Origin of the sequence: Sphaerisporangium sp. NPDC051017, assembly GCF_040683095.1 — a bacterium.
Taxonomy (GTDB): Bacteria; Actinomycetota; Actinomycetes; order Streptosporangiales; family Streptosporangiaceae; genus Sphaerisporangium.
The window spans coordinates 1-24,126 of the sequence record NZ_JBFBCI010000047.1 but is presented as its reverse complement, the minus strand read 5'-3'; the positions used below and the strand labels follow the sequence as shown (position 1 = coordinate 24,126).

23 protein-coding genes and 1 pseudogene are annotated in these 24,126 nt (G+C 68.0%); 12 read left to right on the top strand and 12 right to left on the bottom strand.

The window, feature by feature from the left end; all coding sequences use genetic code 11:
• The first annotated feature begins 427 nt into the window (after window positions 1-427).
• Together AB0M95_RS29645 and AB0M95_RS29640 are read left to right on the top strand one after the other, a co-directional pair.
• Complete coding sequence (locus AB0M95_RS29645; protein ID WP_363771438.1) at window positions 428-2,029, top strand: carotenoid oxygenase family protein; 1,602 nt, start codon at window positions 428-430, stop codon at window positions 2,027-2,029.
• A gap of 139 nt (window positions 2,030-2,168) precedes the next feature.
• Window positions 2,169-3,290: an acyl-CoA dehydrogenase family protein gene (locus tag AB0M95_RS29640; protein ID WP_363771435.1), complete on the top strand. Its 1,122-nt coding sequence runs from the start codon at window positions 2,169-2,171 to the stop codon at window positions 3,288-3,290.
• A 59-nt stretch (window positions 3,291-3,349) separates the two neighbouring features.
• On the opposite strand, the gene AB0M95_RS29635 is transcribed toward AB0M95_RS29640, so the two are convergent.
• The 6 genes from AB0M95_RS29635 to AB0M95_RS29610 form a co-directional block, all read right to left on the bottom strand.
• Window positions 3,350-4,396, bottom strand: coding sequence for an acyl-CoA dehydrogenase family protein (locus tag AB0M95_RS29635; RefSeq protein WP_363771432.1), 1,047 nt, complete (start codon window positions 4,394-4,396; stop codon window positions 3,350-3,352).
• An 11-nt stretch (window positions 4,397-4,407) separates the two neighbouring features.
• Complete coding sequence (locus tag AB0M95_RS29630) at window positions 4,408-5,565, bottom strand: acyl-CoA dehydrogenase family protein (protein WP_363771429.1); 1,158 nt, start codon at window positions 5,563-5,565, stop codon at window positions 4,408-4,410.
• 27 nt (window positions 5,566-5,592) lie between these two features.
• Window positions 5,593-6,360, bottom strand: a complete 768-nt coding sequence (locus AB0M95_RS29625) for a crotonase/enoyl-CoA hydratase family protein (RefSeq protein ID WP_363771426.1) — start codon at window positions 6,358-6,360, stop codon at window positions 5,593-5,595.
• Window positions 6,357-7,124 (bottom strand): SDR family NAD(P)-dependent oxidoreductase, encoded by a 768-nt coding sequence (locus AB0M95_RS29620; RefSeq protein WP_363771423.1) that lies wholly within the window; start codon window positions 7,122-7,124, stop codon window positions 6,357-6,359. Before AB0M95_RS29620 ends, AB0M95_RS29625 begins: the two co-directional genes overlap by 4 nt.
• Before the next feature lie 18 nt (window positions 7,125-7,142).
• Entirely contained in the window at window positions 7,143-7,289 is a 147-nt protein-coding gene (locus AB0M95_RS29615; protein ID WP_363771542.1) for a hypothetical protein, read from the bottom strand.
• A 61-nt stretch (window positions 7,290-7,350) separates the two neighbouring features.
• On the bottom strand, window positions 7,351-7,782 hold the full coding sequence (locus tag AB0M95_RS29610; protein ID WP_363771420.1) for an AMP-binding protein: 432 nt from the start codon (window positions 7,780-7,782) through the stop codon (window positions 7,351-7,353).
• Window positions 7,783-8,153: 371 nt separating this feature from the next.
• Here AB0M95_RS29610 and AB0M95_RS29605 point away from each other — a divergent pair, with 371 nt between their 5' ends.
• Window positions 8,154-8,810: a TetR/AcrR family transcriptional regulator gene (locus AB0M95_RS29605; protein ID WP_363771417.1), complete on the top strand. Its 657-nt coding sequence runs from the start codon at window positions 8,154-8,156 to the stop codon at window positions 8,808-8,810.
• A 58-nt stretch (window positions 8,811-8,868) separates the two neighbouring features.
• On the opposite strand, the gene AB0M95_RS29600 is transcribed toward AB0M95_RS29605, so the two are convergent.
• Window positions 8,869-9,462 carry a TetR/AcrR family transcriptional regulator gene (locus AB0M95_RS29600; protein ID WP_363771414.1) on the bottom strand — a complete coding sequence of 198 codons (594 nt, stop codon included), beginning with the start codon at window positions 9,460-9,462 and terminating at the stop codon, window positions 8,869-8,871.
• 802 nt (window positions 9,463-10,264) lie between these two features.
• Between AB0M95_RS29600 and AB0M95_RS29595 the strand changes: the two genes are divergently transcribed.
• Window positions 10,265-11,092 (top strand): mycofactocin-coupled SDR family oxidoreductase, encoded by an 828-nt coding sequence (locus AB0M95_RS29595; protein WP_363771411.1) that lies wholly within the window; start codon window positions 10,265-10,267, stop codon window positions 11,090-11,092.
• A gap of 175 nt (window positions 11,093-11,267) precedes the next feature.
• On the opposite strand, the gene AB0M95_RS29590 is transcribed toward AB0M95_RS29595, so the two are convergent.
• From AB0M95_RS29590 to AB0M95_RS29580, 3 genes are read right to left on the bottom strand one after another with little or no spacing between them, the layout of a single operon-like run.
• A complete protein-coding gene (locus AB0M95_RS29590; RefSeq protein WP_363771408.1) occupies window positions 11,268-11,957 on the bottom strand; it encodes an SDR family oxidoreductase in 690 nt (229 codons plus the stop codon).
• 17 nt (window positions 11,958-11,974) lie between these two features.
• Window positions 11,975-12,907, bottom strand: coding sequence for a hypothetical protein (locus tag AB0M95_RS29585; protein ID WP_363771405.1), 933 nt, complete (start codon window positions 12,905-12,907; stop codon window positions 11,975-11,977).
• A gap of 55 nt (window positions 12,908-12,962) precedes the next feature.
• On the bottom strand, window positions 12,963-15,572 hold the full coding sequence (locus tag AB0M95_RS29580) for a PEP/pyruvate-binding domain-containing protein (protein WP_363771402.1): 2,610 nt from the start codon (window positions 15,570-15,572) through the stop codon (window positions 12,963-12,965).
• A gap of 279 nt (window positions 15,573-15,851) precedes the next feature.
• Here AB0M95_RS29580 and AB0M95_RS29575 point away from each other — a divergent pair, with 279 nt between their 5' ends.
• The 3 genes and pseudogenes from AB0M95_RS29575 to AB0M95_RS29565 all read left to right on the top strand — a co-directional run.
• Window positions 15,852-16,340 (top strand): nuclear transport factor 2 family protein, encoded by a 489-nt coding sequence (locus tag AB0M95_RS29575; RefSeq protein WP_363771399.1) that lies wholly within the window; start codon window positions 15,852-15,854, stop codon window positions 16,338-16,340.
• Window positions 16,341-16,400: 60 nt separating this feature from the next.
• Entirely contained in the window at window positions 16,401-17,591 is a 1,191-nt protein-coding gene (locus AB0M95_RS29570) for a thiolase family protein (RefSeq protein WP_363771396.1), read from the top strand.
• Window positions 17,592-17,628: 37 nt separating this feature from the next.
• A pseudogene (locus AB0M95_RS29565) lies at window positions 17,629-17,757 on the top strand (3-hydroxyacyl-CoA dehydrogenase); the annotation flags it as partial.
• Between the two features lie 168 nt (window positions 17,758-17,925).
• Here the strand turns inward: AB0M95_RS29565 and AB0M95_RS29560 are convergent.
• Window positions 17,926-19,143, bottom strand: coding sequence for an acyl-CoA dehydrogenase family protein (locus AB0M95_RS29560; protein WP_363771393.1), 1,218 nt, complete (start codon window positions 19,141-19,143; stop codon window positions 17,926-17,928).
• Between the two features lie 151 nt (window positions 19,144-19,294).
• Between AB0M95_RS29560 and AB0M95_RS29555 the strand changes: the two genes are divergently transcribed.
• Window positions 19,295-19,798, top strand: coding sequence for a PaaI family thioesterase (locus AB0M95_RS29555; RefSeq protein WP_363771390.1), 504 nt, complete (start codon window positions 19,295-19,297; stop codon window positions 19,796-19,798).
• Window positions 19,799-19,857: 59 nt separating this feature from the next.
• Window positions 19,858-20,670 carry an alpha/beta hydrolase gene (locus AB0M95_RS29550; RefSeq protein ID WP_363771387.1) on the top strand — a complete coding sequence of 271 codons (813 nt, stop codon included), beginning with the start codon at window positions 19,858-19,860 and terminating at the stop codon, window positions 20,668-20,670.
• A gap of 120 nt (window positions 20,671-20,790) precedes the next feature.
• On the opposite strand, the gene AB0M95_RS29545 is transcribed toward AB0M95_RS29550, so the two are convergent.
• The gene (locus tag AB0M95_RS29545; protein WP_363771384.1) at window positions 20,791-20,973 is read right to left on the bottom strand and encodes a hypothetical protein; all 183 of its coding nucleotides are present in this window, start codon (window positions 20,971-20,973) and stop codon (window positions 20,791-20,793) included.
• A gap of 619 nt (window positions 20,974-21,592) precedes the next feature.
• Between AB0M95_RS29545 and AB0M95_RS29540 the strand changes: the two genes are divergently transcribed.
• Genes AB0M95_RS29540 through AB0M95_RS29530 form a run of 3 tightly spaced genes read left to right on the top strand, consistent with a single transcriptional unit; the run spans window position 21,593 to window position 24,036 of the window.
• The gene (locus tag AB0M95_RS29540) at window positions 21,593-22,003 is read left to right on the top strand and encodes an ester cyclase (protein WP_363771381.1); all 411 of its coding nucleotides are present in this window, start codon (window positions 21,593-21,595) and stop codon (window positions 22,001-22,003) included.
• 46 nt (window positions 22,004-22,049) lie between these two features.
• Window positions 22,050-22,883 carry an enoyl-CoA hydratase/isomerase family protein gene (locus AB0M95_RS29535; protein WP_363771378.1) on the top strand — a complete coding sequence of 278 codons (834 nt, stop codon included), beginning with the start codon at window positions 22,050-22,052 and terminating at the stop codon, window positions 22,881-22,883.
• Window positions 22,884-22,890: 7 nt separating this feature from the next.
• Window positions 22,891-24,036, top strand: a complete 1,146-nt coding sequence (locus AB0M95_RS29530) for an acyl-CoA dehydrogenase family protein (protein ID WP_363771375.1) — start codon at window positions 22,891-22,893, stop codon at window positions 24,034-24,036.
• Window positions 24,037-24,126: the final 90 nt, after the last annotated feature.

Sequence of the window (24,126 nt, the reverse complement as noted above, 5' to 3'; positions counted from 1 at the left end):
CCGATCGAGGTCTGGGCAGAACCGGGGCGTCTTCGCAAAATATTGAGTCTGTCTCTCTCAATATGTAGGGTCCCGGCCCTCGTGTTGTCAAGGCGGCCTTCGGCGATCAACCTGCGGCTGTCCGGCTCATCGGGGTTTCGAGGACGAAGGCGAAGAATGGCAGCCAAAGGTCCGCTATGAGCGCACGCCCGCTTGGGCGGTCCCGGAAGGAGATCGACCGCGGGGCGGCGGCGGACAGCGCCGCAAGGAGCCTTTCAGCACGGATGGCGTCGCCGGCGTCAGCTCGCTGTCGTCGGCCGTGAAGACATCCTGTCGGGGCGGAACGATCGATAACATCGCGCTGGGTTCGCTCGATCGCGACGACGGCCTACTGCTGTCTTCAGCATGCCATGTCAGCAGCCTGGACTAATGGAGGCGGACACCACACGTGATCGTCACAGGCCTCTCCTTGATTGGATCTAATGGAAACGATCGTTATGTTCCGGCGGCTCGGCTGCTACGATCGAGCGGAGTTGCATGTCATGAGGAGGGCGCAATGGGGTATCCGCTTCCGAAGGAGAATGCGCTCAAGGGGCCCTTTCGGCCGATGCGGTTCGAGGCAACCGTCGAGGAGTGCATCGTCACCGAGGGTGAGATCCCGAAGGACCTCGCCGGCGGCTTCTACCGCACAGGCCCGACCTGGAGGCGGCCGACCATGCAGGGGACCAACCCGCTGCTCGGCCAAGACGGCATGGTCCAGGGCCTGGTGCTGCGGGACGGCCGGGCGGACTTCCGCAACCGCTGGATCCGCACCCCGAAGTATCTGCTGGAGGAGCGGTACGGCCGGGGCATGTTCGAGTGGACCGACGGCGGCTTCGGCGATTGGCGCGACACGGCTTATGGCGACGTCAAGCGCGACCGCTTCAACTGCGGTGTGCCGCAAGGTACGGCCAACATCAATATCTTCCCCTTCCAGGGTGAGATGGTGGCCTCCAGCGAGCAGGGCGGCCCGCCGATCGCGGTCGACCCGATCTCTCTGGACACCAAGGGAATCGTGCCGTGGTCGCCCAAGCTCTCGCAAGGCTTGCACGCGCCGGCCGGCTTCGGCGACGCGGCGTTCACTGCGCATCCGAAGTGGGACCATGAGACGGGCACGCTCTACGGCTGGACGTACCGTGATTTCGCGCCGTACGTCACGATGCACATCGTGCACCCGGACGGATCGGTCGACTCTCGGGAGCTGTGGGACGCCCCGTACAATACTGTCGCCCACGATGTGTGGCTGACGCCGAAGTGGATCGTGATGCCGTTCCAGCCCTTCACGCTGGACCGCAAACGCATAGAGAAGGATCTCAACATCTGGAATTGGCAGCCGGAGCTGCCGATCGTGATCGCGCTCATTCCGCGCGACGACGTCCATGGCGAGATCCGGTGGATCAGGACCGACCTGCCGCCGCAGTACATCATGCACACCATGTCGGCGAACGTCGTGGACGACAAGCTCCTGCTGGACGGGCCGATCTTCAACCGGCCTCCGTTCCCCTTCGAGCAGGATTTCGCCGCTGGCGACGACATTGCCCTGTTCTTCTCCATCGCGAAGAGCAACCTGGGCCGGTGGACCATCGACCTGAAGACGGGAGCGGCCAAGAGTGAGCAGCTCTCCGACCGGCCCTCGGAGTTGCCGAAGGTCGACGAGCGGTTCTACGGGCGGGGCTACACGTGGGGCTACCAGGTCGGTGGGGTGGTGAAGCGCAATGGCATGTCGATGAACAGCCTGGTGGTCACGAACATGCGGACGCTGTCCGACCAGGTGTATCAGATCCGGTCCGACCAGCCGGCCGCGGTGCTGGAAGCGACGTTCGCGCCCCGCGGCCCGGACTCTCCCGAGGGAGATGGCTACGTCATCGTTCCCGTGTCGTGGTGGGCGGACAAGCGCGGCGAGTTTCAGATCTTCGACACCTACGACATCACCAAGGGACCGATCTGCCGCATCGAACTGCCGTTCATGATGGGCTGGACTCCGCACGGCCACTGGATGGATTTCCGCTGATCCGGCGGACGAGCGTGCCTCGTTGGTGGCTTGCCGGCAAGACGGTCACGGAGGTAAACGATCCTTTCCGTAAGGCAAAGAAATTTGATACGATGCGTCGCAGATAGAAGCCGGCTCTCCGGGGGTCAGGGAGGTCGTGATGCGCAGGACGGTGTTCGGCGAGTTGCACGACGCATTTCGGGCGAAGGTGCGCGATTTCATCCGAAACGAGGTCGTACCCGCCTACCCGGAGTGGGAAGTGCGCGGTCGGCCCGACCGGCGGTTCTGGCAGCGGGCGGGCGAGATCGGGATCCTTGGGATAGGCGTTCCCGAAACCTATGGCGGCCTCCCCGGCTCGTCGTTCACCCACAGCGTCGTCGTCACCGAGGAGATCCAGCGCGAGTTCCTCGCCGTCGGCGGCCTTCGGGTGCAGACCGACATCTGCATGCCGTACTTCCTCGAGTACGCAACCGTTGAGCAAAAGCGGCGCTGGCTCCCGCGCCTGACCGGCGGTTCAGCCGTCGCGGCGCTCGGCCTGTCCGAACCAGGCGCCGGATCCGATTTGAAGGCGATGAGCACCCGTGCGGTTCGAGAGGGCGACCATTACGTGGTCAACGGTGCGAAGACGTTCATCTCGAACGGGGCCGCTGCGAACCTCATCGTCCTGGCTGTCAAGACCGATCCGGCGGCGGGGCGAAACGGGATCAGCCTGCTCGTCGTGGACGGCGACAGCGACGGCTTTCACCGCGGCCGCAGTCTGGACAAGCTCGGCCTGAAGGCGCAGGACCTGGCGGAGCTGTCGTTCACCGACCTGCGGGTGCCGGTGGATAACCTCCTCGGTGAGGAGAACCACGGTTTCGAGTACCTGACCTCCAACCTCGCCCAGGAGCGGCTGTCCATCGCGGCGAACTCGCAGGCCGCGGCAGTCGCCGCGCTTGAGCACACGACGGCGCTGCTGCGCGGGCGGCGTCCTGGGCAGCATGCTAAGTTCGAGCTGGCGGCCTGCGCCGCAGAGGTGCATGCGGGGCAGGCACTCGTCGACCGCGCCCTGCTTGAGCTGGAGGCCGGCGAATTGTCCCCCGTCGACGCCGCCATGGCGAAGCTGTACTGCACCGAGCTGCAGGGGAGGGTGGTCGATCGGTGTTTGCAGCTGCTGGGGCCGTCCGCCTACACCCGGCAGTGCCGTCTGGGTCGCGCCTATCTGGATGGTCGCGTCAGCCGCATCTATGGCGGATCCAGCGAAATCATGAAAGTCATCGTCGGCCACGGGCTCGGCCTATAAAGAGCACACCCTCGGCCCGCCACGGGAGTACTCCGACGCTGTGCTGGTTCAGGCGGGTTTCACTGGTCCATCGTGCCGGTGATCTCGAGGCGCAGATCTTCGTTGGATCCGCCGTACCAGCGCAGGAAACGTGCGTCGGCGAACAACGTCGAGATCGGATACTCGCGCATGTAGCCGTAGCCGCCGTGCAGCTGTAGGCCCTGGTCTGCGGCGCGGCCGAACAGTTCCGTGCCGACGAGCTTCGCGGCCGCGGCCTCCTCTGGTCGCAGCCTGTGCGCGCCATGGCGCAGCAGGCAGCGATCGAGGTAGGCCTGCGCGGACGTGATCTCCGCCGATAGCCCGCCGAGTGTCAGCCGGGTGTTCTCGAAACTCGCGACCGGACGGCCGAACACCTTGCGGTCGCGGACATAGCTCCATGTCCAGTCCAGTGCCGTGTGCGCGCCCGCCAGGCTGATCACAGCCGTCCACAGGTGAATGTCGGTGCGCAGATGCTGGAGTGCCGACCCGATGATCAGGTTGGACTCGCTGATACGGACGCCATCGAACTCTAGGTCCGCCAGCGCGGCCTCGGCCACGGCGAGCCCGTCCACATCCGTGCGCCGTATTCCGTTGCCGGGCAGGGCGACGATCGCCACGGCCACGCCCCGGTCGTCCACGTGGACGGGGATCAGCGCCACGCCCGCGCGGGCACCGTTGACCACTGATCGGCAGACACCGTGCAAGGTGACCTCCCCGGCTGTGGCCTGCCCGGTGACGGGATCCACCGCAACGGCGACGGTGGTGTCGCCGGCGGCGAGCACCGGGAGCCAGTCGTCTCGCTGTTCGATGCTCGCATGGTCGGCCAGTAGCGTCTGGCCTACGCCCACATGGTCGGCGTAGGCGAGGGCGAAGCCGACCTGGCCGGCCCGCACCAGTTCCTCGATGGCCACCGCGCAGAACCGGGGGTCGTCCACGCCCCCGCCGCCGTGGTGTTCGGGCACCTGCATGCCGAGTAGGCCGGCCTTGCCGGCGCGGTGGAAGGCGTCCGGTTCGCGGGTCTCTCGCTCGACGAACGCGCGGAAGCTCTCCGCGAACGCCGCATGGTCGGCGTCGAACACCTCACGCATGGCGATCTCCTTCAGCGACGCTGGTCGAAACGGCGACCGAGGTACTCGGAGGCGATACGCAGCCGTTGCATGGTGGGTGTTCCGCCCGCCAGGGCCCAGCCGTGGGCGTCGCGGTGCAGGCGTTCGATCTCGTACTCTGCCGAGTAGCCGTACCCACCGTGCAATTGGATGGCCAGGTCGGAGACCTTCTTCGCCATCTCGTTCGCGAAGCGCTTGGCGATGGAGGCCTCAACGGTCACGGGCGCGCCGGTGCCGGCGTTCAATGCGGCCCGGTAGATGAGCAGGCGCGCCGCCTCGACCTGGACCACCATGTCCGCCAGCGCCCCCTGGATCGCCTGGAACTCGATGATCTCCTTGCCGAACTGCTTGCGTTCCTGAACGTACTTGGCGGTGCGGTCGAGCGCGGTCTGGCCGATCGCCAGCGACATGGTGGAGTTGCCGAGGCGCTCCACGGAGAACGCGGTGAACAGGTTCCGAAAGCCGCCCTTGGGCACGATGATGTCGTCGACCGGGACCCGCACGTTGGTCAGGAACATGTCCGCCGAGCCGATCCCGCGAAAGCCCATCAGTTCCTCCTGCGGGCCGAACTCCAGTCCGGGAGCGTCCTTGTCGACGAGGACCGCGCCGATCCCGGCTGCCCCGCGCTCGTTGTCGAACCGCGCGTAGACGAGGTACTTCTCGGAGAAGCCCGCGCCGGAGCACCAGCGCTTGGTGCCGTTGAGGACGACCTCGTCGCCCTCGATCCGAGCGGTGGTCGTGGCATCGGTGGCGGCCGAGCCGGCGTCCGGTTCCGAGATCGCCACCGCGATGGTCGTGTCGCCTGCGGCGACCGCGGGCAGGTAGCGCTTTTTCTGCTCCTCGGTACCGAACATGTGCAACACCCTGGCGGGACCGGTGGAGGCCTCGAAGACCGGCCACGCCGCGACCGGACTGGCCTTGGCCAGCTCTTCGAGGATGATCAGGGCATCGATGAGGGGGCGACCGCCGCCGCCGTACTCCTCGGGCAGTGTCAGCGCCAGCAGGCCGAGCTGAGCGAGGCGCTGCCGTTCTGCCCGAGGCAGGTGTTCCCGTCGAGCATCCCATTCCCGCGCCCGCGGCGCGTACTGCTCCGCGCCTACCTGCGCGGCCAGTTCCCGGAGGTCGCGCTGCTCTTCCGTCAGTTCGAACATCTTGTCGTCTCCTCGTCTCTGGCGGCTTCAGGAACCGGTCCACACCGGGGCGCGCTTTTCCACGAACGCTGCGGCGCCCTCCTTCGCGTCCTTCGAGGAGCGCACCGCGTCCGTGTACGACCCTTGGCGGTCGAAGGCCTCAGCGAATGGCCAGTCCACCGATCGGTCCACCAGCAGCTTCGCCGTGCGAACGGCGAGAGGCGCGTTCGCCGCGATCTCCCGTGCCAGTGAGGACGCTTCCGCCGCGGCGGTTCCGTCGGGAACGACCCGGCTGAGCAGGCCCAGCCGCTGGGCCTCGGCTGCGGTGATCGGATTGCCGGTGAGGACCATCTCCTTCGCGATGGCGTGGGGTATGCGTCGCGGCAGGCGGAGCACGCCGCCTGCGGCCGCGACCAATCCCCGCTTGACTTCGGGCAGGCCGAAGGTCGCTCCGGCCCCCGCCACGATCAGGTCACAGGCCAGTGCGATCTCGAATCCGCCGCCGAGGGCCGGCCCCTCTACGGCCGCGATGATCGGTTTGTCCGGGGGGAGTGCGGTGATGCCGAAACCACCTCGGCGTTCGTCGATCGGGCGCTCGCCCGTCGTGCTGAACGCCTTGAGGTCCATTCCGGCGCTGAACACGGTGCCGGAGCCGGTGAGCACGCCCACGCGCACGTCGTCGCGGGCCTCCAGTTCGTCGAGTGCCGCGGCGAGTGCCTGGGCGGTCGCCCGATCCACGGCGTTCCGTACCTGGGGCCGGTCCAGAGTGATCATCGCGATGCCGTCGGTGACGTCGAACCGCACCAGGTCGCTCACCGCGGTGCCATCCTGATCGCGCCGTCCAGCCGGATGGTTTCCCCGTTGAGGACGCCGTTGTCGATGATGTGCAGGGCCAGCTTCGCGTACTCGTCCGGCTGGCCCAGCCTGCTCGGGTGCGGCACGGCCTTCGCCAGCGAGGCGCGCACCTCGTCGGACAGGCGATTCAGCAGCGGTGTGTCGAAGGTGCCGGGCGCGATCGTGCACACCCTGATGCCCTTGCTCGCGAGGTCGCGTGCGGCGACGATGGTCATCCCCACGACGCCCGCCTTCGCCGATGCGTAAGGAATCTGGCCGATCTGCCCCTCGAAGGCGGCCACCGACGCGGTGAGCACGCACACGCCCCGATCGCCGTCGAGGCGTTCGTTGCGTGCCATCCGGGTCGCCGTCAGCCGGAGCATGTTGAACGTGCCGATCAGGTTGATGCCGACGACCTCGGTGTAGGTTTCCAGCGAGCCTGGTGAGCCGTCCTTGTTCACCAACCGCACCGCACCGCCACGGCCCGCGCAGTGCACGAGTGCCCGGATGGGGCCGTAGGTCTCGGCGGTATCGAGTACCGCGTTCACCTCGTCCGGGTTGCGAACGTCGGCTGCGACGAAACGCACCCGGTCGCCCAGTTCCTTGGCGATGGCCTCGCCGCCCGAGGACGGCAGGTCGGCAATGACCACACCACTCGCACCGCTGTCGATCAGCCGCTTGACCGTGGACAGCCCCAGTCCCGAAGCGCCGCCGGTGACGACAGCCGTGATCCCCTTGACATCCATTCGGCCTGCGGTTCCTTCCTAGAGTCGTTCGATGACGGTCGCGTTGGGCATACCGCCCGCCTCGCACATCGTCTGCAGGCCGTACCGCCCGCCTGTCGCCTCCAGACCGGCCAGCATTGTGGCCATCGGGTGCTGGCACCGCGTGCGGCATGCGTATGTGGCCATCGCATTTTTGAGGCTATGTGTCTCAAAGATACAGTGCGAACTGTTGCTGGTCAAAGCTCGTTCACGCCACGGCTGGGTGTTGCACCACGACGGCGTATTCATCGTCCAGGGAGAAGCGGACGACTTCGTGGTCCACATCAGCCACTGCTGCATCGACTACGCTGTCCAACTCGGGAGCGGAAGCAATGACCGTCGCGCCCGCGTCATTGACGATGTGTGTGATTTCCGGAGCGGCCAGCCGGGCGTTGACCGGGACGACGATCGCGCCCAGCCGGGCGGCGGCGAAGTAGGAGATGACGGCGGCTGAGGTGTTTCCGGTGACCATCGCGAACCGGTCACCCACGCCCAGCCCCGCCGAGCGCAGGCGAGCCGCGACCTGGGCGACTTCGCGATCGATCTCGGCCCACGTCCACCGTTGCCGACCGACGACCAGCGCAATCCGGTCAGGGACGCGGCCGGCGTTGTGGATGACGCTGGCGCCTATCGCAGGCATGTCGGGCCCACCCCTCGTCTCCTTGCCTGCCCCCAGCAGCCTCACCGTGCGAGAAATCATAGGTGTGGGTATGGATGCACAATCCCAGGGGCGGGGCGCCCGACCAGCCGAAGCGCTCGCTGCACCCAGTTGACGTGGTGGCGCTCAGGGCTCACGCGTTGGCGCAGCGGTTCGGAGCCCCACCATGGCACTTCGCGATCGTAATGGACCTAGGCAGGGAGTGTTCTAAGTCATCTCGTACCAAAAGTAGAGCACGCCGACCGCTCGTGCGAGGAGCAAGTCCCCTGTCGGCTGGTCAGGGACTCAGGTGAGCAGGTACGGGGTAATGTTTCAGGCGAGTACACGTGATCGACGTGAGGAGCAGCCCGCACATGCCTTCACGCAAGGTAGCCCTCCCCTCGACCGGTGAGCCCGCCGCCCTGCCCTCGCAGAGTCGGCCTCGTGGACGCCCGAGGAAAGAGATCGACCTGGACGCGGTCGCCGATGCCGCCGCGACCCTGTTCGCTGAGGGCGGCTATGACGCGGTGTCGATCGAAGCGGTGGCCGAGAAACTGTCGCTGTCCCGGGCCACCCTGTATCGAACGGTGCCCGCCAAGGAGGACTTGCTCGGTATCGTGTTCGAGCGGAGCACTGAAGAGCTCTACGAAAGCGCGCGCGCGCAGGTCGCGGGCACGGCCGATCCGGCCGAGGCGCTGTTCGGCCTGATCCGTGTCCACGTCTCGGCGGCCATCAGGATGCGGCGCTACCTTACGGTGTTCTTTGGAGGCGCTGGGCTACCGCCCGAGGTTTTCGCCCGGTGGCAGCGGTGGAGCCGCAAGTACGAGAGGCTGTGGGTAAAGGTCGTTCGGCAAGCGATGGAAGCGGGCGTTCTCGCGGCTGGTGAGCCCAAAGTGACGACGCGGCTCCTGCTGGGCATGGTGATCTGGGTTTCCCGGTGGTACCGCACGTCAGAGCGCGTCACTGCCGACGAGATCGCGGAGGCCGCCGTTCAGTTGATCGGCCGGGGCTTACCCGGCCCAGGACACTGACGGGATCCCAGGCCCATCCCCGGCCGGCCCCGGCCAGTCCCTGGCGGGTGCTGTCGGGTCAGCGCGGGGAATGCTGCCCGATGAGCGCCATGACCGCCTCTGAGATCTGCTCTGCCGTGTACTTCTCACTGGGGCGGTACCACCGGGACACCCAGATGACCATGCCGAGCAGCAGCCGAGTGGTCAGTACGGGGTCGCCAGGCCCGAGGACGCCCGCCTTCATTGCCCGCCGGACCACACCAACCCATAGCCTCTCGTACTTGCGGCGGAACTTCCGCCACCGGGCGTACACATCCGGCGCAAGCCCTGCTCCGCCGAAGAGCACGGCCATGTACTGGCGCGTCTCGATCGCGGCAAGCACATGCAGCCGTACCAGGGAAACGAGTTCGTCGGCGGGCTCGCGGCCCTCGGCGACCAAGGCCGTGGCAGCGCGGTCGAGGTGCCCGGTCGACCGCTCGAACAGGATTCCTAGGAGGTGGTCCTTCGTGGGGACCGTTCGGTACAGAGTGGCGCGGGAAACCGACAGCTCCTCCGCGACCGCTTCAATGGAGACCGCCTCGTACCCGCCGTGGGCGAACAGCCGCGCGACGCCTTCCGCCACTGCCGACAGGTCGATCTCCTTGCGGGGTCGTCCAGGGGGGCGCTTGGCCATGGGGGTACTTTCGACATTGGGAGAGGCGCCGTTCCTGCGCCTCTCCGCACCATTCGTGCCGGTTCGTGCCGGGTCGGCAGGCATCGGGCATCCCTCTCGGCACCGGAATTCTAAGATGGCGGTTCTCATTGTAACCGAAATGCGATGCCGCCAACCTCATCGATGTGCTCGGACGAAGGCAGGTGGCCGACGCGGGTCGACAGAAGAGGCCCTTGACGGACCGCCATGCTCCGACCAATATTGAGAGATATCAACTCAAAAGCTCAAGAGCGTCGCAGCGTGCGGCCGGCGAGTGATCCGGCGAAGGTGAATAAAGGTGCCCAAAGCGTATGACGCGATCGTGACGGTGCTGAGGACGCCGAATGGAGCGTGATCGTGCTCGGCGACCAGACCGCGGCCCAACCTGGCCACCCCAGAGCGTGGACAGGGCTCGCGTGCCTTCACCTTGCCCGGCCCCGAGCCTTCGGTGTGGCAAGTATGATCTCTGCGCCCGTGAGCCCGGACGATTTGTGCAGGTTGGCGGGTATCGCTTCGACAAGATCCGGCGATGGCGGAACCTGTTCACGGGAGACTCCGTGGACGCCGAGCAGGGCCACCGCCTCGGGGTGGTCAGCAGGATCTTCCCCATGCGTGACCTTGGCGAAAAGACGTTCCCCTTCGCACGTCGGATCGCCTCACCGCCCTCCATGACGGCGCAGCCACGAGCCGTGAGCGGGGAAGGCCGCACGTTCAGATCGACGTGACCGGCCTCGGTGAGCAGCCGTTTTTTTGGGTGTCGCGCAGTAGGCCAAAGGAGGCAACGATGGGCAAGTTGGACGGGCATGTTGCGTTCATCACCGGAGCGGCACGGGGCCTAGGGCGCAGCCACGCGGTGGCGCTCGCCGCCGAGGGCGCTGACATCATCGCGGTGGATATCTGCCGTCAGGTCGAGACAGTGCCCTACCCGATGTCGACGCCGGAGGACCTTGCGGAGACGGTGCGGGAGGTCGAGGCGCTCGATCGCCGGATCATCGCATCCGAAGTGGACATCCGGGACCTGGCCGCGGTGCAGAAGGCGGTCGACGACGGCGTCAGCCGGCTCGGACGTCTCGACATCGTCTTGGCCAATGCCGGCATCTCCGCGCCCGCGCCCACGCTGGACATGGACGAGGACGTGTGGGACCAGATGATTGACATCAACCTGACCGGGCAATGGAAGACCATCCGTGCTGCCGTCCCGCACATCATCGCCGGCGGCCGGGGTGGCTCGGTCGTCATCACCAGCTCACTGGCCGCACTCCATGCCAACGAGAACATTGCTCACTACTCGGCCGCGAAGGCGGGCCTGGTCGGTCTCATGAGAGTGCTGGCCAAGGAGCTTGGCCCAAAGAACATCCGGGTCAACACCATCCACCCCACCACGGTTGCCACCGACATGATCCTCAACGAACCGACCTACCGGTTGTTCCGCCCCGACCTCGACGACCCGAAACGCGAAGACTTCGAGGTGGCCGCGCGCGCCCTGAACAAGCTGCCGATCGCAGCGGTCGAACCAATCGATATCAGCAACACCGTGCTCTACCTGGTCACCGATGTCGGCCGCTACGTCACCGGCACCACCTTGGTGGTCGACGCCGGTGGCTGGCTTTGACCAGGGAGAGGAGCAGGCCATGGCAATGATCCAGGGACAACGTCGCCCTGATCACCGGCGGCTCGGGCCCAGGGCGCTGCACACGCTCCACCGTCACCTGTTCCGCGTCGAAGTCTGCCTCGCACGGTCGGCATACTGTGAGCGGCCCCGTCCGTCGCCGGCCGGACGGGGCCGCTCAGCAGTCGGCTGGAGTTCCGGTCGGGCGCACTATGATCTCGCTGACGTCGACCGACGCCGGCTGCTCGAGTGCGAACAGCACGGCACGGCTGATCGTCGCCGGCTCCAGCATGGGACGTGAACGCAGCTCCTCGCGGACGATGCCGGTGTCGATCACACCCGGCTGGAGCAGGGTCACTCGCACGCCGGTACCCACCGCCTCGGCACGGATCGAGGCGGCAAGCGAAGTGACCGCCCACTTCGTTGGCGAATATAGACCCGGTCGCGTGACGCGTCCGGAGATCGACCCCATGACGATGAGATGGCCGGTCGACCGCTCGAGCTCCGGCAGCACGGCCCGCGCCGTCAGGGCGGTGCCATAGACGTTGGTGAGCACCATCTCCCGCCACTGCTCGGGCTCCGCCCCGGACCGGCCGAAGAAGGAGGCCGGCAGCGAGATCCCGGCATTCGCGACGGCGGCATCGATGCGGCCGAAGCGCTGAACCGCGGCGTCGACGACCGACGACATCTGAGGCCAGTCGGTCACGTCGGCGCAGGCGCACAGCACGCGGTCCGTGCCGATCTCCTCGGCGAGCGGCCGGAGTCGTTCCATCCGGCGGGCGATCAGCACGAGCCGGTAGCCGACATCGACCGCCCGCCTGGCCAGGTCCTGCCCAACACCACCGGATGCGCCCGTGATGAGCAGCACCCGGCCGGTGCCGGTGCTCAGTGGACCCGCCGGATCGTGCCGTACTCGCTCTGCCCGTACCCGGTTCGCCCGTCGCTGGTGCGCACTTCCAGGATCTCGTCGAAGGCGCTGAACGTGGGCCCGTCACGACGCGGCAGGCCGATGGGGCACCAACCTCCCCAGAGCCGTTTCTGGTCCACCAGTACCAGGTGTGACTCGTCGGCCAGGTCGTAGCGCGTCTCGAGGGCGAAGCCAGAGATGTCCTTGGGGACATGGACGTCGATGACCGGCACTGTGCCGGCGTCACTGATCAGCGCGCCAACGGTGCGCTGCACACCGTCCGGGTGCAGGTGCTTGAGGACCGCGACGTCGAAGTCGTCGAATGACGCCCACAGGTAGTAGTACTCGGGGAACTGCTCGGAGTCGTCCCGGTAGCCCCAGGTTCGAGTTCGGTAGCCGGTCGCGGCGATGGTGTGTGCCTGCCCGTCTAGGACCAGCCCGCCGGTCATGGTCAGCGGGTGCTGGTAGTGCTGCAGCGGCGGCAGCTCACCGAGGCGGGGGATGGCTCCACTGGACCCGAAGTCGACCGGGCCGCGGCGGGGTGCCAGCGACAGTTCGCCGTTCAGCCGGGGGTGGTTGACGGTGATTCTGCTTTTGAGGTCGAAGCTGATCGACGCGCTGTCGAACCGGTCGACCCGCGCGGGCAGTTCTTCGCGCAGATCAAAGGACGTGTCCCCGATCGCCAGGTTGAGCTGTGCCTTCGTCGTGGGGTGGTTGGGTGAGGAGTTCCAGTGGAAGAACCCGTACGCCTGGGAGGTAACGTCCCAGAAGGCCAGGTAGACGTGGTCTTTCCAGGGCGGTGAGCCGGGCTCGGTGGTGACTCTTGCCGGATAGCTGTTTGGGCCCCAGACGGGGTCGTGGTCGTAGAGGGACGGATCGATCGGTGGGGCCAGGACGGTCTTGCGGGTCATGCATCCTCCTCATGTTGGGGCAGGGCGGGCTGAGTGGTGCCGTCGGTGACGAGGGTCATTGGTGTGCGGGTGCGCGTTCGAGGACCTCCACTGTTCCGGCGGCACCATCGATCCGGACCCGGTCACCGGTCCGGATGTGCCGGGTGGCCACCTTGGCGTTGACCACGCACGGGATACCGAGCTCACGTGCGACGACGGCGGTGTGGCTCATGACGCCGCCGATGTCGGCCACCAGCGCGGCCGCCAAGAACATGAGCGAGGCCCACGCCGGGTCGGTGTCGCGAGCGAACAAGATCTCCCCCTGCTCAACGTGGGCCTCGTTTGGGTCCAGAACGACCCGAGCCGGACCCTCCACGATCCCAGGGCTCGCCGGCGTGCCCTGGACGGCGGCGATCATCTTGCCTGGGTCGACCGGTCGAGGTTCAGGCACACCCTGCCACGCGTCGGGGATCTCGACGGTTTCATAGCGCCTGCGCAGCTGCTTGCGCTCCTCGACGACGGCACGGCCGTGGGGCACATGCAGGTTTCGCACCTCGTCCAGGGTCAGAAAGAACACGTCCTCGCGATCGGCGATATCGCCCTGCGCCGCGAGGTGCTCGCCCATCCGGCGCACTGCCGTGCGGACGACGTCGAGTGCCTGCAGGAACGCGACCTTCGACACGCCGCGCATCGGGGCGTAATACAGCGCAAGAGCCAGGACGGCGCGGGCATAGGGCCGCTGCCTGCCCGGCAGCGCGGCGAGCAGTCGGCGCCGCAGCGACCGGTTCTGCGCGACGCGATGGCGCGCGGACGCTCGCGGATCGTCGCTGTCGGGCCGGCTCCGGTAGGCCTCGATCTGGCGCAGGACCATGCTCGGGTCCTCCCGCCAGCTGCGGTGGGACAGCTCGCCCTCGCGCCATCCGTGGTAGCCGTGCCGGGCCAGGAACTCCTGAACATCCAGTTGTCTGCGAGAGCAGCGCCACATGTCCTCGACGAGGGCGGACTCCTCATGCCCCCCGGACCCGCCGATGATGTCGTTGGGCGAGACTCCCGAGTCGGCCGCGACGCCACGCAGCAGCTTCATCGTCCGTAGAAAGGCGCCTTGCGTGAGGTTGACCTGCAGCGCCAGGCTGTGGGTAAAGCGCTTGACCGCCTCGTCGAGGATGCGCCTCGTTTCCACCGGATCCGCGTCCGCCAGTTCGTCGACGGCTGTGTGCCAGAACGTCTCCACCGCGGCCCTGTTCGCCCGCATCCGGCGTGGCACAAGCAGGTAGACTCCTGGGGTCCGCAGCAGGGTGCGCAGTCGCCGTTTTCTCGACGATCCGGTACCGATTGAGCCGGGCAACGAGGTGAAGAACTGGTTGATCAGGTCCTGTCCGGACATCCCCGGTACCCGGTCGGCCCAGTCGGCCAGCAGGTCGACCCGCAGGGCGAACTGCCCATAGAAGACGCCGACGATCCAGTCCTGCGTGCGGTGGGGGAGAGCGGCCTCCATGCGCGAGAGCGCCCCGATGAAGCGGTAATGGTTGCGGTTGACGAATTCGGCTGCGGGCAACCAGATCGACCAGGTCATCGGAGTGGAGACGCCGGGAATCGACTCTGCCATATTGGTCACGGTCCACAGTCCGTCGCGGGCGGAGTGGCCGTGCAGCAGCGTGACCTCGTCTGGGTCGACGTGGGGGCCGGCCGATATGGCGGAACCAGGCTCAGGGGTCTGCGGCCTGCGGCTCCACACGGTCTCCGCGCGGGTCTGCAGCAAGAACAGCTCGCGCGCGCTGCCCGGTGAGCCGGTCAACGCCCACTCGACGTCCTGCGGCCCGCCGAGCGCCGCCTCTAGGCGACGTCCGATCGCGGCGATCTGAGCCACCTCGGCCTCGGTGATCGACGGCTGGGTCTGCTGCTCGGAGTCGACCGGCAGACGGCGGACGCTACCGGTCGACTCATCGAACCGGTAGGCGTGCGTCTTGGTGCGCACCTCGGCGACCACCGCACCGCTCCCGTCGGCGGGGACCCGGAAGCTGTCGGAGGGAACGTCCCCCTTGACGACTCCCTCGCCGAGGCCGAAGGCGGACTCGACGCACGCCCACGAGCGGTTCCCCGAGGCAGGGTCGAGCGTCATCATCACCCCCGCCGCCTCGGCGGGGACCATCGCCTGGACGACTACGGCCATGGCCAGGTCGCCGGTGTCGAGTTTCATGCGTCGCCGGTACTCGATCGCCTGAGCGGTGAACAGGCTGCCCCAGCACTCCGTGATGGCCTTCAGGACCATCGGAGCGTCGCGGACCCACAGGTAGGTGTCCTGCTGGCCGGCAAAGGACGCCTCGGCGAGGTCCTCGGCGGTGGCACTTGAGCGGATGGCCACGGGGACCGAATCGTCGCCGAGCTTGCCGTAGGCATGTACGATCTCGGCCCGCAGCTCCGGCCCGATGAGGTCGGGGCCGAACTGCTGCCGAATCCGTGCCGACGCCTCGCGTACCTGCTCGGGGGACCGGGCGTGGGCGAGCATCTCGGTGATGTCGCGACGCAGGTCGAGGGACACCGAGGCGCGGAACGCCTCGGTGGTCACCACGAAACCTGCGGGGACGTTGAGGCCCAGCCCCAGCATGGTCCCCAGCCCAGTGGCCTTGCCACCTACCAGGTATCGGACCTCGGACCCCCACGGTGCGAGCTCGAGCACATGTCGCATGGCGTCCTCCATCGCCGAGGTGGCCGGCACCGGCATTCGATCTGCCGACACCGTACGTTCGCCTTTATTTATAGACTTCACATCTCAGAAGGACAAGAGTGATTCGGCGCTGTCGTGGGCGGTGAGCAGCGACGCCAGGGGTACATGATTAGTCCGGATAATCTAGCTTTGAGATGCCTACATGAAGAAACCCATCCTGGTGCCATCGGTCGACACGCGAGGATCGCTTCTCGCTCGTCGCATTGACTGGCCTTCGATCGGAGCCTAATTTGAGATTGAATGTTCAAAACTCGGGCCGAGCTCTCGGTGACGCTGCACGAGGTAAGGGGTCGCACGATGGAGGAACCGTCCGGCTCGGATGTGGTCCACCGGTTCTACGCCGCCGTGGCGGCCAAGGACGCCGAGGCGATCGGCCGGCTGATCGACGAGCTTTTCGCCGAGGACGCGGTCCTCACGCTGCCGCCGTCGCTGCCCTACGGTGGCCAGGTGTCCGGCGCCCGGCGGCTGCGCCGGATGTTCACCGGGTCGGCCTCGTCGACGGTCAAGGTCGGGCCGGTGGACCTGCGGATCACCTCGGTCACCGTCGGCGACGACCGCGTCGCCGTCGAACTCGCCTTCGACTGGTACGCACCGGGATCTGACGACCCGCTCGCGACCGGGGCCGTGGAGATCTGGACCTTCGCCGACGGCCGGGTCGCGGCGATCGATGCCTACTACCGGGACACCGCCGCCTGCGCCGCGCGGGTAGCGACGGTGTCCGGCCGCTGAGTTCAATCACCGACCACATCCGGCGGCCTGCCACGGCCGCTGGGAACAAGGAGGTCCCGCATGACCCGCACCGCGGTCATCGTCGACGCTATCCGGTCCCCGATGGCCAGAGGCAAGGCCCCCCGGGACGGTCGTCCCGGGGGTGCGCTGTCCTCGCTCCATCCGTCCGACCTTCTCGGCCAGGTGCTCCGACAGTTGTTCGAGCGCACCAGGGTGGACCCGGGCGAGGTGGACGACGTCATCACCGGCTGCGTCAGCCAGGTCGGCGAGCAGTCGGGACCGATCGGCCGCTGGGCCTGGCTCGGGGCCGGGCTCCCCGAGCACGTCCCCTCGGTCACGGTGCACCGCGCCTGTGGGTCGAGCCAGCAGGCCGCCGACTTCGGAGCCCAGGCGATCATCGCCGGTGCCTACGATGTCATCGTCGCGTCGGGCGTCGAGTCTATGAGCCGAGTGCCGATGTTCGCCTCACGGCAGGGCAGCGACCCGTTCGGCACGGCGGCGAACGCCCGCTACGCGCCCGGTTTCGTCCCGCAGGGGGTCTCGGCAGAGCTGATCGCGGCGCGCTGGAAACTCGACCGGGAGGCCCTCGACGAGTACTCGGCCCGCTCTCACGAGCGGGCGATCGCCGCCGACATGGCCGATGAGATCGCGCCGATCACCCTACCTGACGGCACGGTGGTCGACCAGGACGAGACCCCGCGCCCCGGCACCACGGTGGAGAAGCTGGGGCAGCTGAAGCCCTCCTTCCACTCCCGGGAGATGGCGGAGCGCTTCCCCGAGATCGGGTGGCGCATCACCCCGGGCAACTCTTCGCAGTTGACCGACGGGGCCGCCGCTATGCTGATCATGAGCGAGGAGCGGGCGAACCAGCTGGGGCTGCGTCCACGCGCCCGCTTCCACGCCTTCGGCCTGGCCTCCGACGATCCGATCACGATGCTCACCGGCCCGATCCCGGCGACTGAGAAGGCGCTCCGGCGCTCTGGGCTCGCGCTCGACGACATCGACCACTACGAGGTCAACGAGGCCTTCGCGCCCGTGCCCCTGGCCTGGGCGCAACACTTCGGCGCCGATCTCGCCCGGCTCAACCCGCGGGGCGGGGCGATCGCCCTCGGCCACCCGCTGGGGGCTTCGGGTGCGCGACTGATGACGTCAATGCTGCGGGGCCTGGAGACCACCGGCGGCCGTTACGGGCTGCAGACCATGTGCGAGGCCGGCGGGATGGCCAACGCCACCATTATCGAGCGACTCTGAGCCGGCTTTCGGGAGGAAGAACGGGGACGTCGCCGGGATCTCCGCAGTCGTCACAGGCGGCGCGTCCGGGGTGGGCCTGGCCACCACGCGGCGCTTGGTCGACGCGGGCGCGGCATCGGTGGTGATCGCCGACCTGCCGTCGTCCGACGGCGAGGTCGTGGCGAAAGGCTGCGGCCGGCGGCGGCGACCGCGGGGTGTGCATCCTGACCGCGTCGGTGGACTGCGCTCGCAGAAGGGCTCCTCGGCGTCGAAGATCTACTCGTCGCGGCACACCGCCACAGTGCGGGGCCGCGTGCGGCGGACCGGTGGCGCCCGTTCACCCGTCGCCCACCCACTAGTAGGAACGGGGGAGTCCGAGGGAGTTCTGCGCCACGAAGTTGAGGATCATCTCCTTGGACACCGGCCCGATCTTGAGCATGCGCAGCAGGAACCAGTAGTTGGAGAGCTGGGACTCCAGCGCGACGCCGTTGCCTCCGTGGGTCTGGATCGCGGCGTCGAGGCAGTCCAGGCCGGCGTCGACGCCCTCGAGCTTGGCCATGTTGCCCCAGTCGCCCGGGTCGAGGCCGGCGTCGTAGAGCATCGCCGCCTTCTGGGTCAGCAGCCGCGCACTCTCGAGCTTGATCTTCCCCGCGGCGAGAGGGTGCGCGATGGCCTGGTGCGAGCCGATCGGCACGCCCCACACCGACCTTCCCCGGGCGTAGGCGACTGCCTTGTTCAGGGCGTAGCGCCCGACGCCGGTGCAGATGGCGCTGACCAGGATCCGTTCCGCGTTGATCCCTACGAACGCCGCACGCAGGCCGTGGTGCTCAGCGCCGAGCAGCCGGTCCGGCCCGACCATGACATCGTCGAAGTACACGGTCGACGACTTCTCAGGGGTCTGCAGCGCGGTGGGCAGCGGCTGGTGGCTCAGCCCCGGCGCGTCGGTGTCGACGATGAACAACGAGAGCCTTGCGCGGCCCGCGGCCTCGTCCGTGGCGGTCCGCGCGACCACGATCACGAAGTCGGCGACGTCGATGCCGGTGATGTAGTACTTCTTGCCGCTGATGACCCAGTCGCCGCCGACTCGCCGTGCCGTGGTCGTGACGGCGTAGGAGTTCGTACCGGCGTCGGGTTCGGTGATCGCGAAGGCGCTCCGGGCGGCTCCGTTGGCGAGGCCCCGCAGCCAGCGGTCCTTCTGCTCGGCGCTGCCGTGCTGAGCCAGGATCGTGCCGTTCACCCCGGAGGAGAACACCGCCGACAGCGGGGGCACCCCTGCGGCGGCGGCCTCCTCGACGACCGTGGAGAGCGCAGCGAGGCCGCCCCCGCCGCCGCCGTACTCCTCGGGCAGGTGCACCCCGGTGAACCCGCCCTGGGCGAGCGCGGTCCAGAACTCGGTCGCCTTCTCGCCGGTGTCGACGATCCGCTGGAAGTAGTCCGGGCCGAAGCGGCCGGCGATGGCGGACACGGAGTCCCGCAGCAGCTTCTGTTCGGGTGTCTCTATCAAGGGCAGGGACGGCAGACCGTTCGGGCCTTCATGCGCAGTGCGGTCCTGAGCCGAGGACACCGTCGTCATGGGAAAGCTCCTCCCGCCGCACCGCCCGGCTCCCGGGCGCCGCGTCCGACGCGGTGGCGGCCCTCTGGATGCTAGGGTCGTCATTCGAATCACGTCAACGATCGTTCACGCCTGATGCGGAGCCTGAGGTTCGGCAGGCCGAGGAGCACGGGTGCCGGTTCCGGAGGTGTCGATGTCCGAGGTGTCCGAGGTGCTCGCGTCGTCGGAAGAGGAGGTTCGCTGGGTCCCCCCGCTGGCGGACGCGCCTGAACGGGAGCTCGTCGAGTGGGCCAACGCGCTGCCGATGACGGGTGGGCTGAACATTGTCTGCCGCTCGCTGAGCCTGGCGGAGGGGGTCTTCACGGTGCCCTTCGGGCCGCTGGTCGCCAACCCCAACGGCGCCGTGCACGGCGGCATCGTCTCCGCTATCGCCGACCAGTGCCTTGGTGTCGTCTCGGTGGTGAACGCGCCGCGGGACCGGCTGTCGGTGACCGCGTCGCTGCACGGCCAGTTCCATCGGCCTGCCATCCCCGAGCTGACGATCCGGGCGAGGCTGATCTCGGCCGGCCGCACACTGATCTTCGTCGAGTGCGTGGTGGAGGACGCCCGGGGCCGGCGGTGCGCCACGTTTGAGGCCACCATGGCGGTGGGCGGGGCCGAACGCCGCGAAGCGTGAGGACATCGGGCCGGAACGATCGTTCCGGCCAGGCCGACCGGTGTACTACTGTGATCGGCATGGGACATGTTGAGGTGGACGCCGGAGTCCGGCTGTTCGTTCAGGACGTCGGTGCCGGGCCGACCGTGGTACTGCTCGCCGGGCTCGGCATGCACCACGAGGTCTGGGACCGCGAGGTCCGGCTGCTCGCCGAGTCCCACCGGGTGCTGTGCGTCGACGTCCGCGGTCACGGACTGTCGGACAAGCCGCTGCACGGCTACGAGGTCGAGCGGCTGACCGCGGACGTCCGGGCGGTCCTGCGGGCGCTCGAGGTGGACCGCTGTGCGGTGGTCGGGTGGTCGTTCGGTGGGCAGATCGGCTTCCACCTCGCAGCCGCATACCCTGGCTTGGTCGAGCGGCTCGTGCTGGTCGGGTCGAACGCCGTCCGCGCCACCCGCAGCGAGGAGTTCCCGTTCGGCCGCCGGGCAGAGTCTCTGGAGGCGGCCCTCGTCGGCGCGGAGGAGCGCGACCGCGTCGCCGCTCGGCGTACGACGATCGCGTCCGGGATCGCGGCCGAGGTGGACCCGCACGTGCTCGACTGGCTGGTCTCGTCCTCGCTGCGCATGCCGTCGTGGAGCGCGATCGCCTGCTACCGGTCGATGATCCACTCCGATCTGATGGAGGACCTGCCGAAGATCGGCGTGCCGGTGCTGCAGATCGTGGGGGAGGCCGATCCGGTGCACCCTGCCGACGGGGCCCGCTGGCTGAACGAGCGGCTGGCCGATGCGCGGATCGTCGAACTGCCCGGCTGCGGTCACTACCCCATGGTGGAGGCGCCCGAGGAGTTCGACGGCGCGCTGAGGGACTTCCTGTCCGAGGTGGTCACTCCCTAGGTGGCTGGTGTTTTTCGCGTGGTCTCGCGGTGGCCTCTTCTCGTGGGGTTGTCTGATCGCGAGGCGGTGGACCGGTTCGCGTTCGATGTGCGCGTACGCCGCCGGTGGCCTGGATTTCGATCACCCGAGGTTCGTGCACGCGGTGCTGGTGGACATGCGGGCGTCGTCCTGGAGGGGCGCACGCTGGAGCGGGTCACCTCCCCGCCGCTCCTCGTCGAGGGGCTCACCGGGCAGGACGGACAGCCGCAACCGGTCTCGCAACTCGATCAGCCAGTCACGCCACGCCAGCGCTGAGCGGGCCACCCGGCACAGCCCGTGCTCAGAATGACCCGCAGTCGCTGACGTCGCCGGGCGTTCCGCCCGTCCGGCCTGCCGGCACAGATGCTGCATCGATGCTCTGAACAGGGATTTCAACTCCACCGAGACGGCTGCGCGCGGAGTTGCCGGGGTGGGTCAGGCGGAACGATCTTTCGTCCTTCGACATGCGTTCCGGCGCTGTCTCACCACGTCCTCGACGCCGACTCCCGCCACTCTTATTGGCGGTAGGGTCTTAAAAATACACAAGATCTCAGTGGGTCCGAGTCCTCACCGTCAGCCACGGAGCGGCGCCGCGACGGGCGCCTCAGGGCCCAGGGCCGGGCTGTCCTCGTGCTCGCCGTGATCTACCAGCCCATGCGGGAGTCGCGGGGGTTGCCTTCTGCAGGGGCTCGACGTCGGCTGATCGGCCCCGCGCCGGGTCGGTCGAGGGTCCGGCACGGGTGGCGCTTGACCCTGCGGACGTCGCGCCGGGCGAGGAGCGATCGTTCCACGAGCGGAAAGTGGCAGTTGACCGCGAGGTCTCGTCGGAATAGATTCTGAGACATCTAGACGCAAAACTTCCCGAGGCCGGCCTGCGGCCCTGGGAAGGAGGAGGTTGGGGTTCATGCCGAACGATCCGGACACCGAGAAGCTGGTGAAGGGATACGTGGACGCGATCGGGTCTGGTGACCTGGAGCGGGTCTGGCCCTTCTACGCCGACAACATCGTGTACGAGGACTGCGCCGTCCGGCAGATCCACTACGGGATCAAGGCGGTCAAGAAGTTCTACATCACGACGATGGGCGCGCTGAACGTCAAGTGGATCGTGGACACGATCTACGCGACGGACGAGGGGTTCGGGATCGCCTGGCACATGGGCGGCAGCCACGATCACGACCTGCCGGGCATGCCTGCCACCGGGAAGGTTTTCACCGTTCCCGGTGCCTCGATCGCCCAGGTCAGCCAGGGCAAGATCGTCCGGAACCGGGACTTCTGGAACAACCACGATCTGCTCAAGCAGCTCGGTCTCCTGTGATAGATCGCGCCCTGACCGCCGTGAGACCGTGCCGAAGGAGCCCGCAGTGCCCGCCGAACATGCCGTCGAGTATCCCGCCGACGCCTCCACCACAGCCCCCGAGACGCTGATCGTCTCCGAGGCCGGCGGGATCGTCGAGATCACGCTCAACCGGCCGGAGCTGCTCAACCGCTTCGACGCCCTCCTCGAGACCGAACTGACCGACCAACTGCGCCGGATCGCCGAGGACGAGTCGGTGCGGGTCGTCGTCCTGCTGGCCAAGGGGCGGGCGTTCTCGGCGGGCGGCGACTTCGAGCTGATGCTCCGGGCGAACGTCGACGTGACCGAGCGTCAAGCGGCTCTGCAGCGGGCCCGCAACCTGCTCGCGGCGCTGCAGCACCTCCCGCAGCCGCTCGTGGCCGGCGTGCAGGGGGCCGCGATCGGCCTCGGCGCCACGGTGCCCCTGGGCAGCGATGCGGTCGTCGCCTCGCGCAACGCGACTCTTGCCGACACGCACGTCGGGGTCGCCCTCGTCGCTGGGGACGGGGGAGCGCTGTACTGGCCGCAGTCGGCGGGCATGCTGCGGGCCCGGCGTTACCTGCTGACCGGTGACGTGCTGCCCGCCGAGCGGGCCTACGAGTTCGGGCTGGTGACCGACCTGGTCGAGACTCCCGACGACGTGGCCCCCCTGGCGCGGGAGATCGCCACGAAGATCGCCGGCCTGGCGCCGCTCGCGGTGCGAGGCACCAAGGCCGCGCTGAACCAGGTCACCCGGCAGCGGGCGGGTGAGGTCGTGGAGACCGCGCTGCTCGCCGAGGGGGTCACCCTCGCCTCGGCCGACCTGGTCGAGGCGATCGCGGCGTTCAAGGACAAGCGTTCCGGCACCTACGAAGGACGGTGAGACCTCGATGCTGACCGAGGAGCGGCGCGCGCTGGTCGCGGCGCTGCAGGACTTCTGCCGTCGGGAGTGCGGCACCCGGGAACAGCGTGCCGAGCTGACCGGGGGCGGGCGGCACGCGCACAACGCGGGCTTCTACGGCAAGCTCGCCGAGGCCGGGTATCTCGGGATCTCGATCCCCGAGGAGTACGGCGGCGCCGGCGGCGACCTCTTCGACCTGTGCCTGCTCCACGAGGAGCTCTACCGCGGGATGGCCCCTGTGCACGCCATCGGGTCGACGCACACGGTGGCGGGCGTCCTCAAGCGGTTCGGCAACGAGGATCAGAAGAAGGCGGTGCTCGGCGGGATCGCCGGCGGCGCCCCGATGTCGATCAGCATCTCCGAGCCCGAAGCCGGGTCGGACGCCGCGAACATCTCCTGCCGGGCCACCAAGGTCGACGGCGGCTACCGCATCGACGGGCTGAAGACCTGGTGCTCGGCGGCGGACCACGCCACCGGTGGCATCCTCGTGGTCGTCCGCACCGGTCGCGGAGACAAGCCGCAGCACGGCCTCACCATGCTGCTGGTGCCCTCCGACGCCCCCGGCCTGACCATCAAGCCCATCGAGACGATGGGCGGCCCGCTTGTCAACGACCTGTACTTCACCGACGTCTTCGTCCCCGAGTCAGACCTCGTCGGCGTCGAGGGCCAGGCGTGGCCGCAGCTGATGGCCGGGCTGAACGGCGAGCGCCTCGTCGCCGCCGCCGAGGCTCTGGGCATGGCCGAACGAACCCTCGAGGACCTGCTCTCCTACGTCAAGGAGCGCAAGCAGTTCGGCAAGGCCATCGGGTCGTTCCAGGCCGTCCGGCATCGGATCGCCGACCTGGTGATCGAGGTCGAGGCGTCGAAGGCGCTGACGTACAGCACGGTCGGGGCGGTCATCGAGAACAGCCGCCCGGTCGAGGAGATCGTCCGCCTGACGTCGGTTACCAAGGTCAAGCTCACCGAGACGGCCAAGACGGTCGCGCTCGAGGGCGTGCAGCTGATGGGCGGCTACGGCTACGCCGTCGAGTACGGCATGGAGGCCCACCTGCGTGAGGCGATCGCGCCCACGATCTACGCGGGCACGAACGAGATCCAGCGGGAGGTCATCTCCTCGACCCTCGGTCTCCGCTAATGGGAGCTACCGGGTCGGCTGATCGGGCAGACTCGGTGCCTGGTAGCCGCTGGTGAGCGAGCACTTCCTTCCGCTGGACCATCGTGAGTC

Coding starts and splice junctions, on each gene's coding strand:
- AB0M95_RS29640 (WP_363771435.1), top strand. CDS start 2,169: ATGCGCAGGACGGTGTTCGGCGAGTTGCACGACGCATTTCGGGCGAAG.
- AB0M95_RS29635 (WP_363771432.1), bottom strand. CDS start 4,396: ATGCGTGAGGTGTTCGACGCCGACCATGCGGCGTTCGCGGAGAGCTTC.
- AB0M95_RS29630 (WP_363771429.1), bottom strand. CDS start 5,565: ATGTTCGAACTGACGGAAGAGCAGCGCGACCTCCGGGAACTGGCCGCG.
- AB0M95_RS29620 (WP_363771423.1), bottom strand. CDS start 7,124: ATGGATGTCAAGGGGATCACGGCTGTCGTCACCGGCGGCGCTTCGGGA.
- AB0M95_RS29615 (WP_363771542.1), bottom strand. CDS start 7,289: ATGGCCACATACGCATGCCGCACGCGGTGCCAGCACCCGATGGCCACA.
- AB0M95_RS29610 (WP_363771420.1), bottom strand. CDS start 7,782: ATGCCTGCGATAGGCGCCAGCGTCATCCACAACGCCGGCCGCGTCCCT.
- AB0M95_RS29605 (WP_363771417.1), top strand. CDS start 8,154: ATGCCTTCACGCAAGGTAGCCCTCCCCTCGACCGGTGAGCCCGCCGCC.
- AB0M95_RS29600 (WP_363771414.1), bottom strand. CDS start 9,462: ATGGCCAAGCGCCCCCCTGGACGACCCCGCAAGGAGATCGACCTGTCG.
- AB0M95_RS29595 (WP_363771411.1), top strand. CDS start 10,265: ATGGGCAAGTTGGACGGGCATGTTGCGTTCATCACCGGAGCGGCACGG.
- AB0M95_RS29585 (WP_363771405.1), bottom strand. CDS start 12,907: ATGACCCGCAAGACCGTCCTGGCCCCACCGATCGATCCGTCCCTCTAC.
- AB0M95_RS29580 (WP_363771402.1), bottom strand. CDS start 15,572: ATGCGACATGTGCTCGAGCTCGCACCGTGGGGGTCCGAGGTCCGATAC.
- AB0M95_RS29575 (WP_363771399.1), top strand. CDS start 15,852: ATGTTCAAAACTCGGGCCGAGCTCTCGGTGACGCTGCACGAGGTAAGG.
- AB0M95_RS29570 (WP_363771396.1), top strand. CDS start 16,401: ATGACCCGCACCGCGGTCATCGTCGACGCTATCCGGTCCCCGATGGCC.
- AB0M95_RS29560 (WP_363771393.1), bottom strand. CDS start 19,143: ATGACGACGGTGTCCTCGGCTCAGGACCGCACTGCGCATGAAGGCCCG.
- AB0M95_RS29550 (WP_363771387.1), top strand. CDS start 19,858: ATGGGACATGTTGAGGTGGACGCCGGAGTCCGGCTGTTCGTTCAGGAC.
- AB0M95_RS29540 (WP_363771381.1), top strand. CDS start 21,593: ATGCCGAACGATCCGGACACCGAGAAGCTGGTGAAGGGATACGTGGAC.
- AB0M95_RS29530 (WP_363771375.1), top strand. CDS start 22,891: ATGCTGACCGAGGAGCGGCGCGCGCTGGTCGCGGCGCTGCAGGACTTC.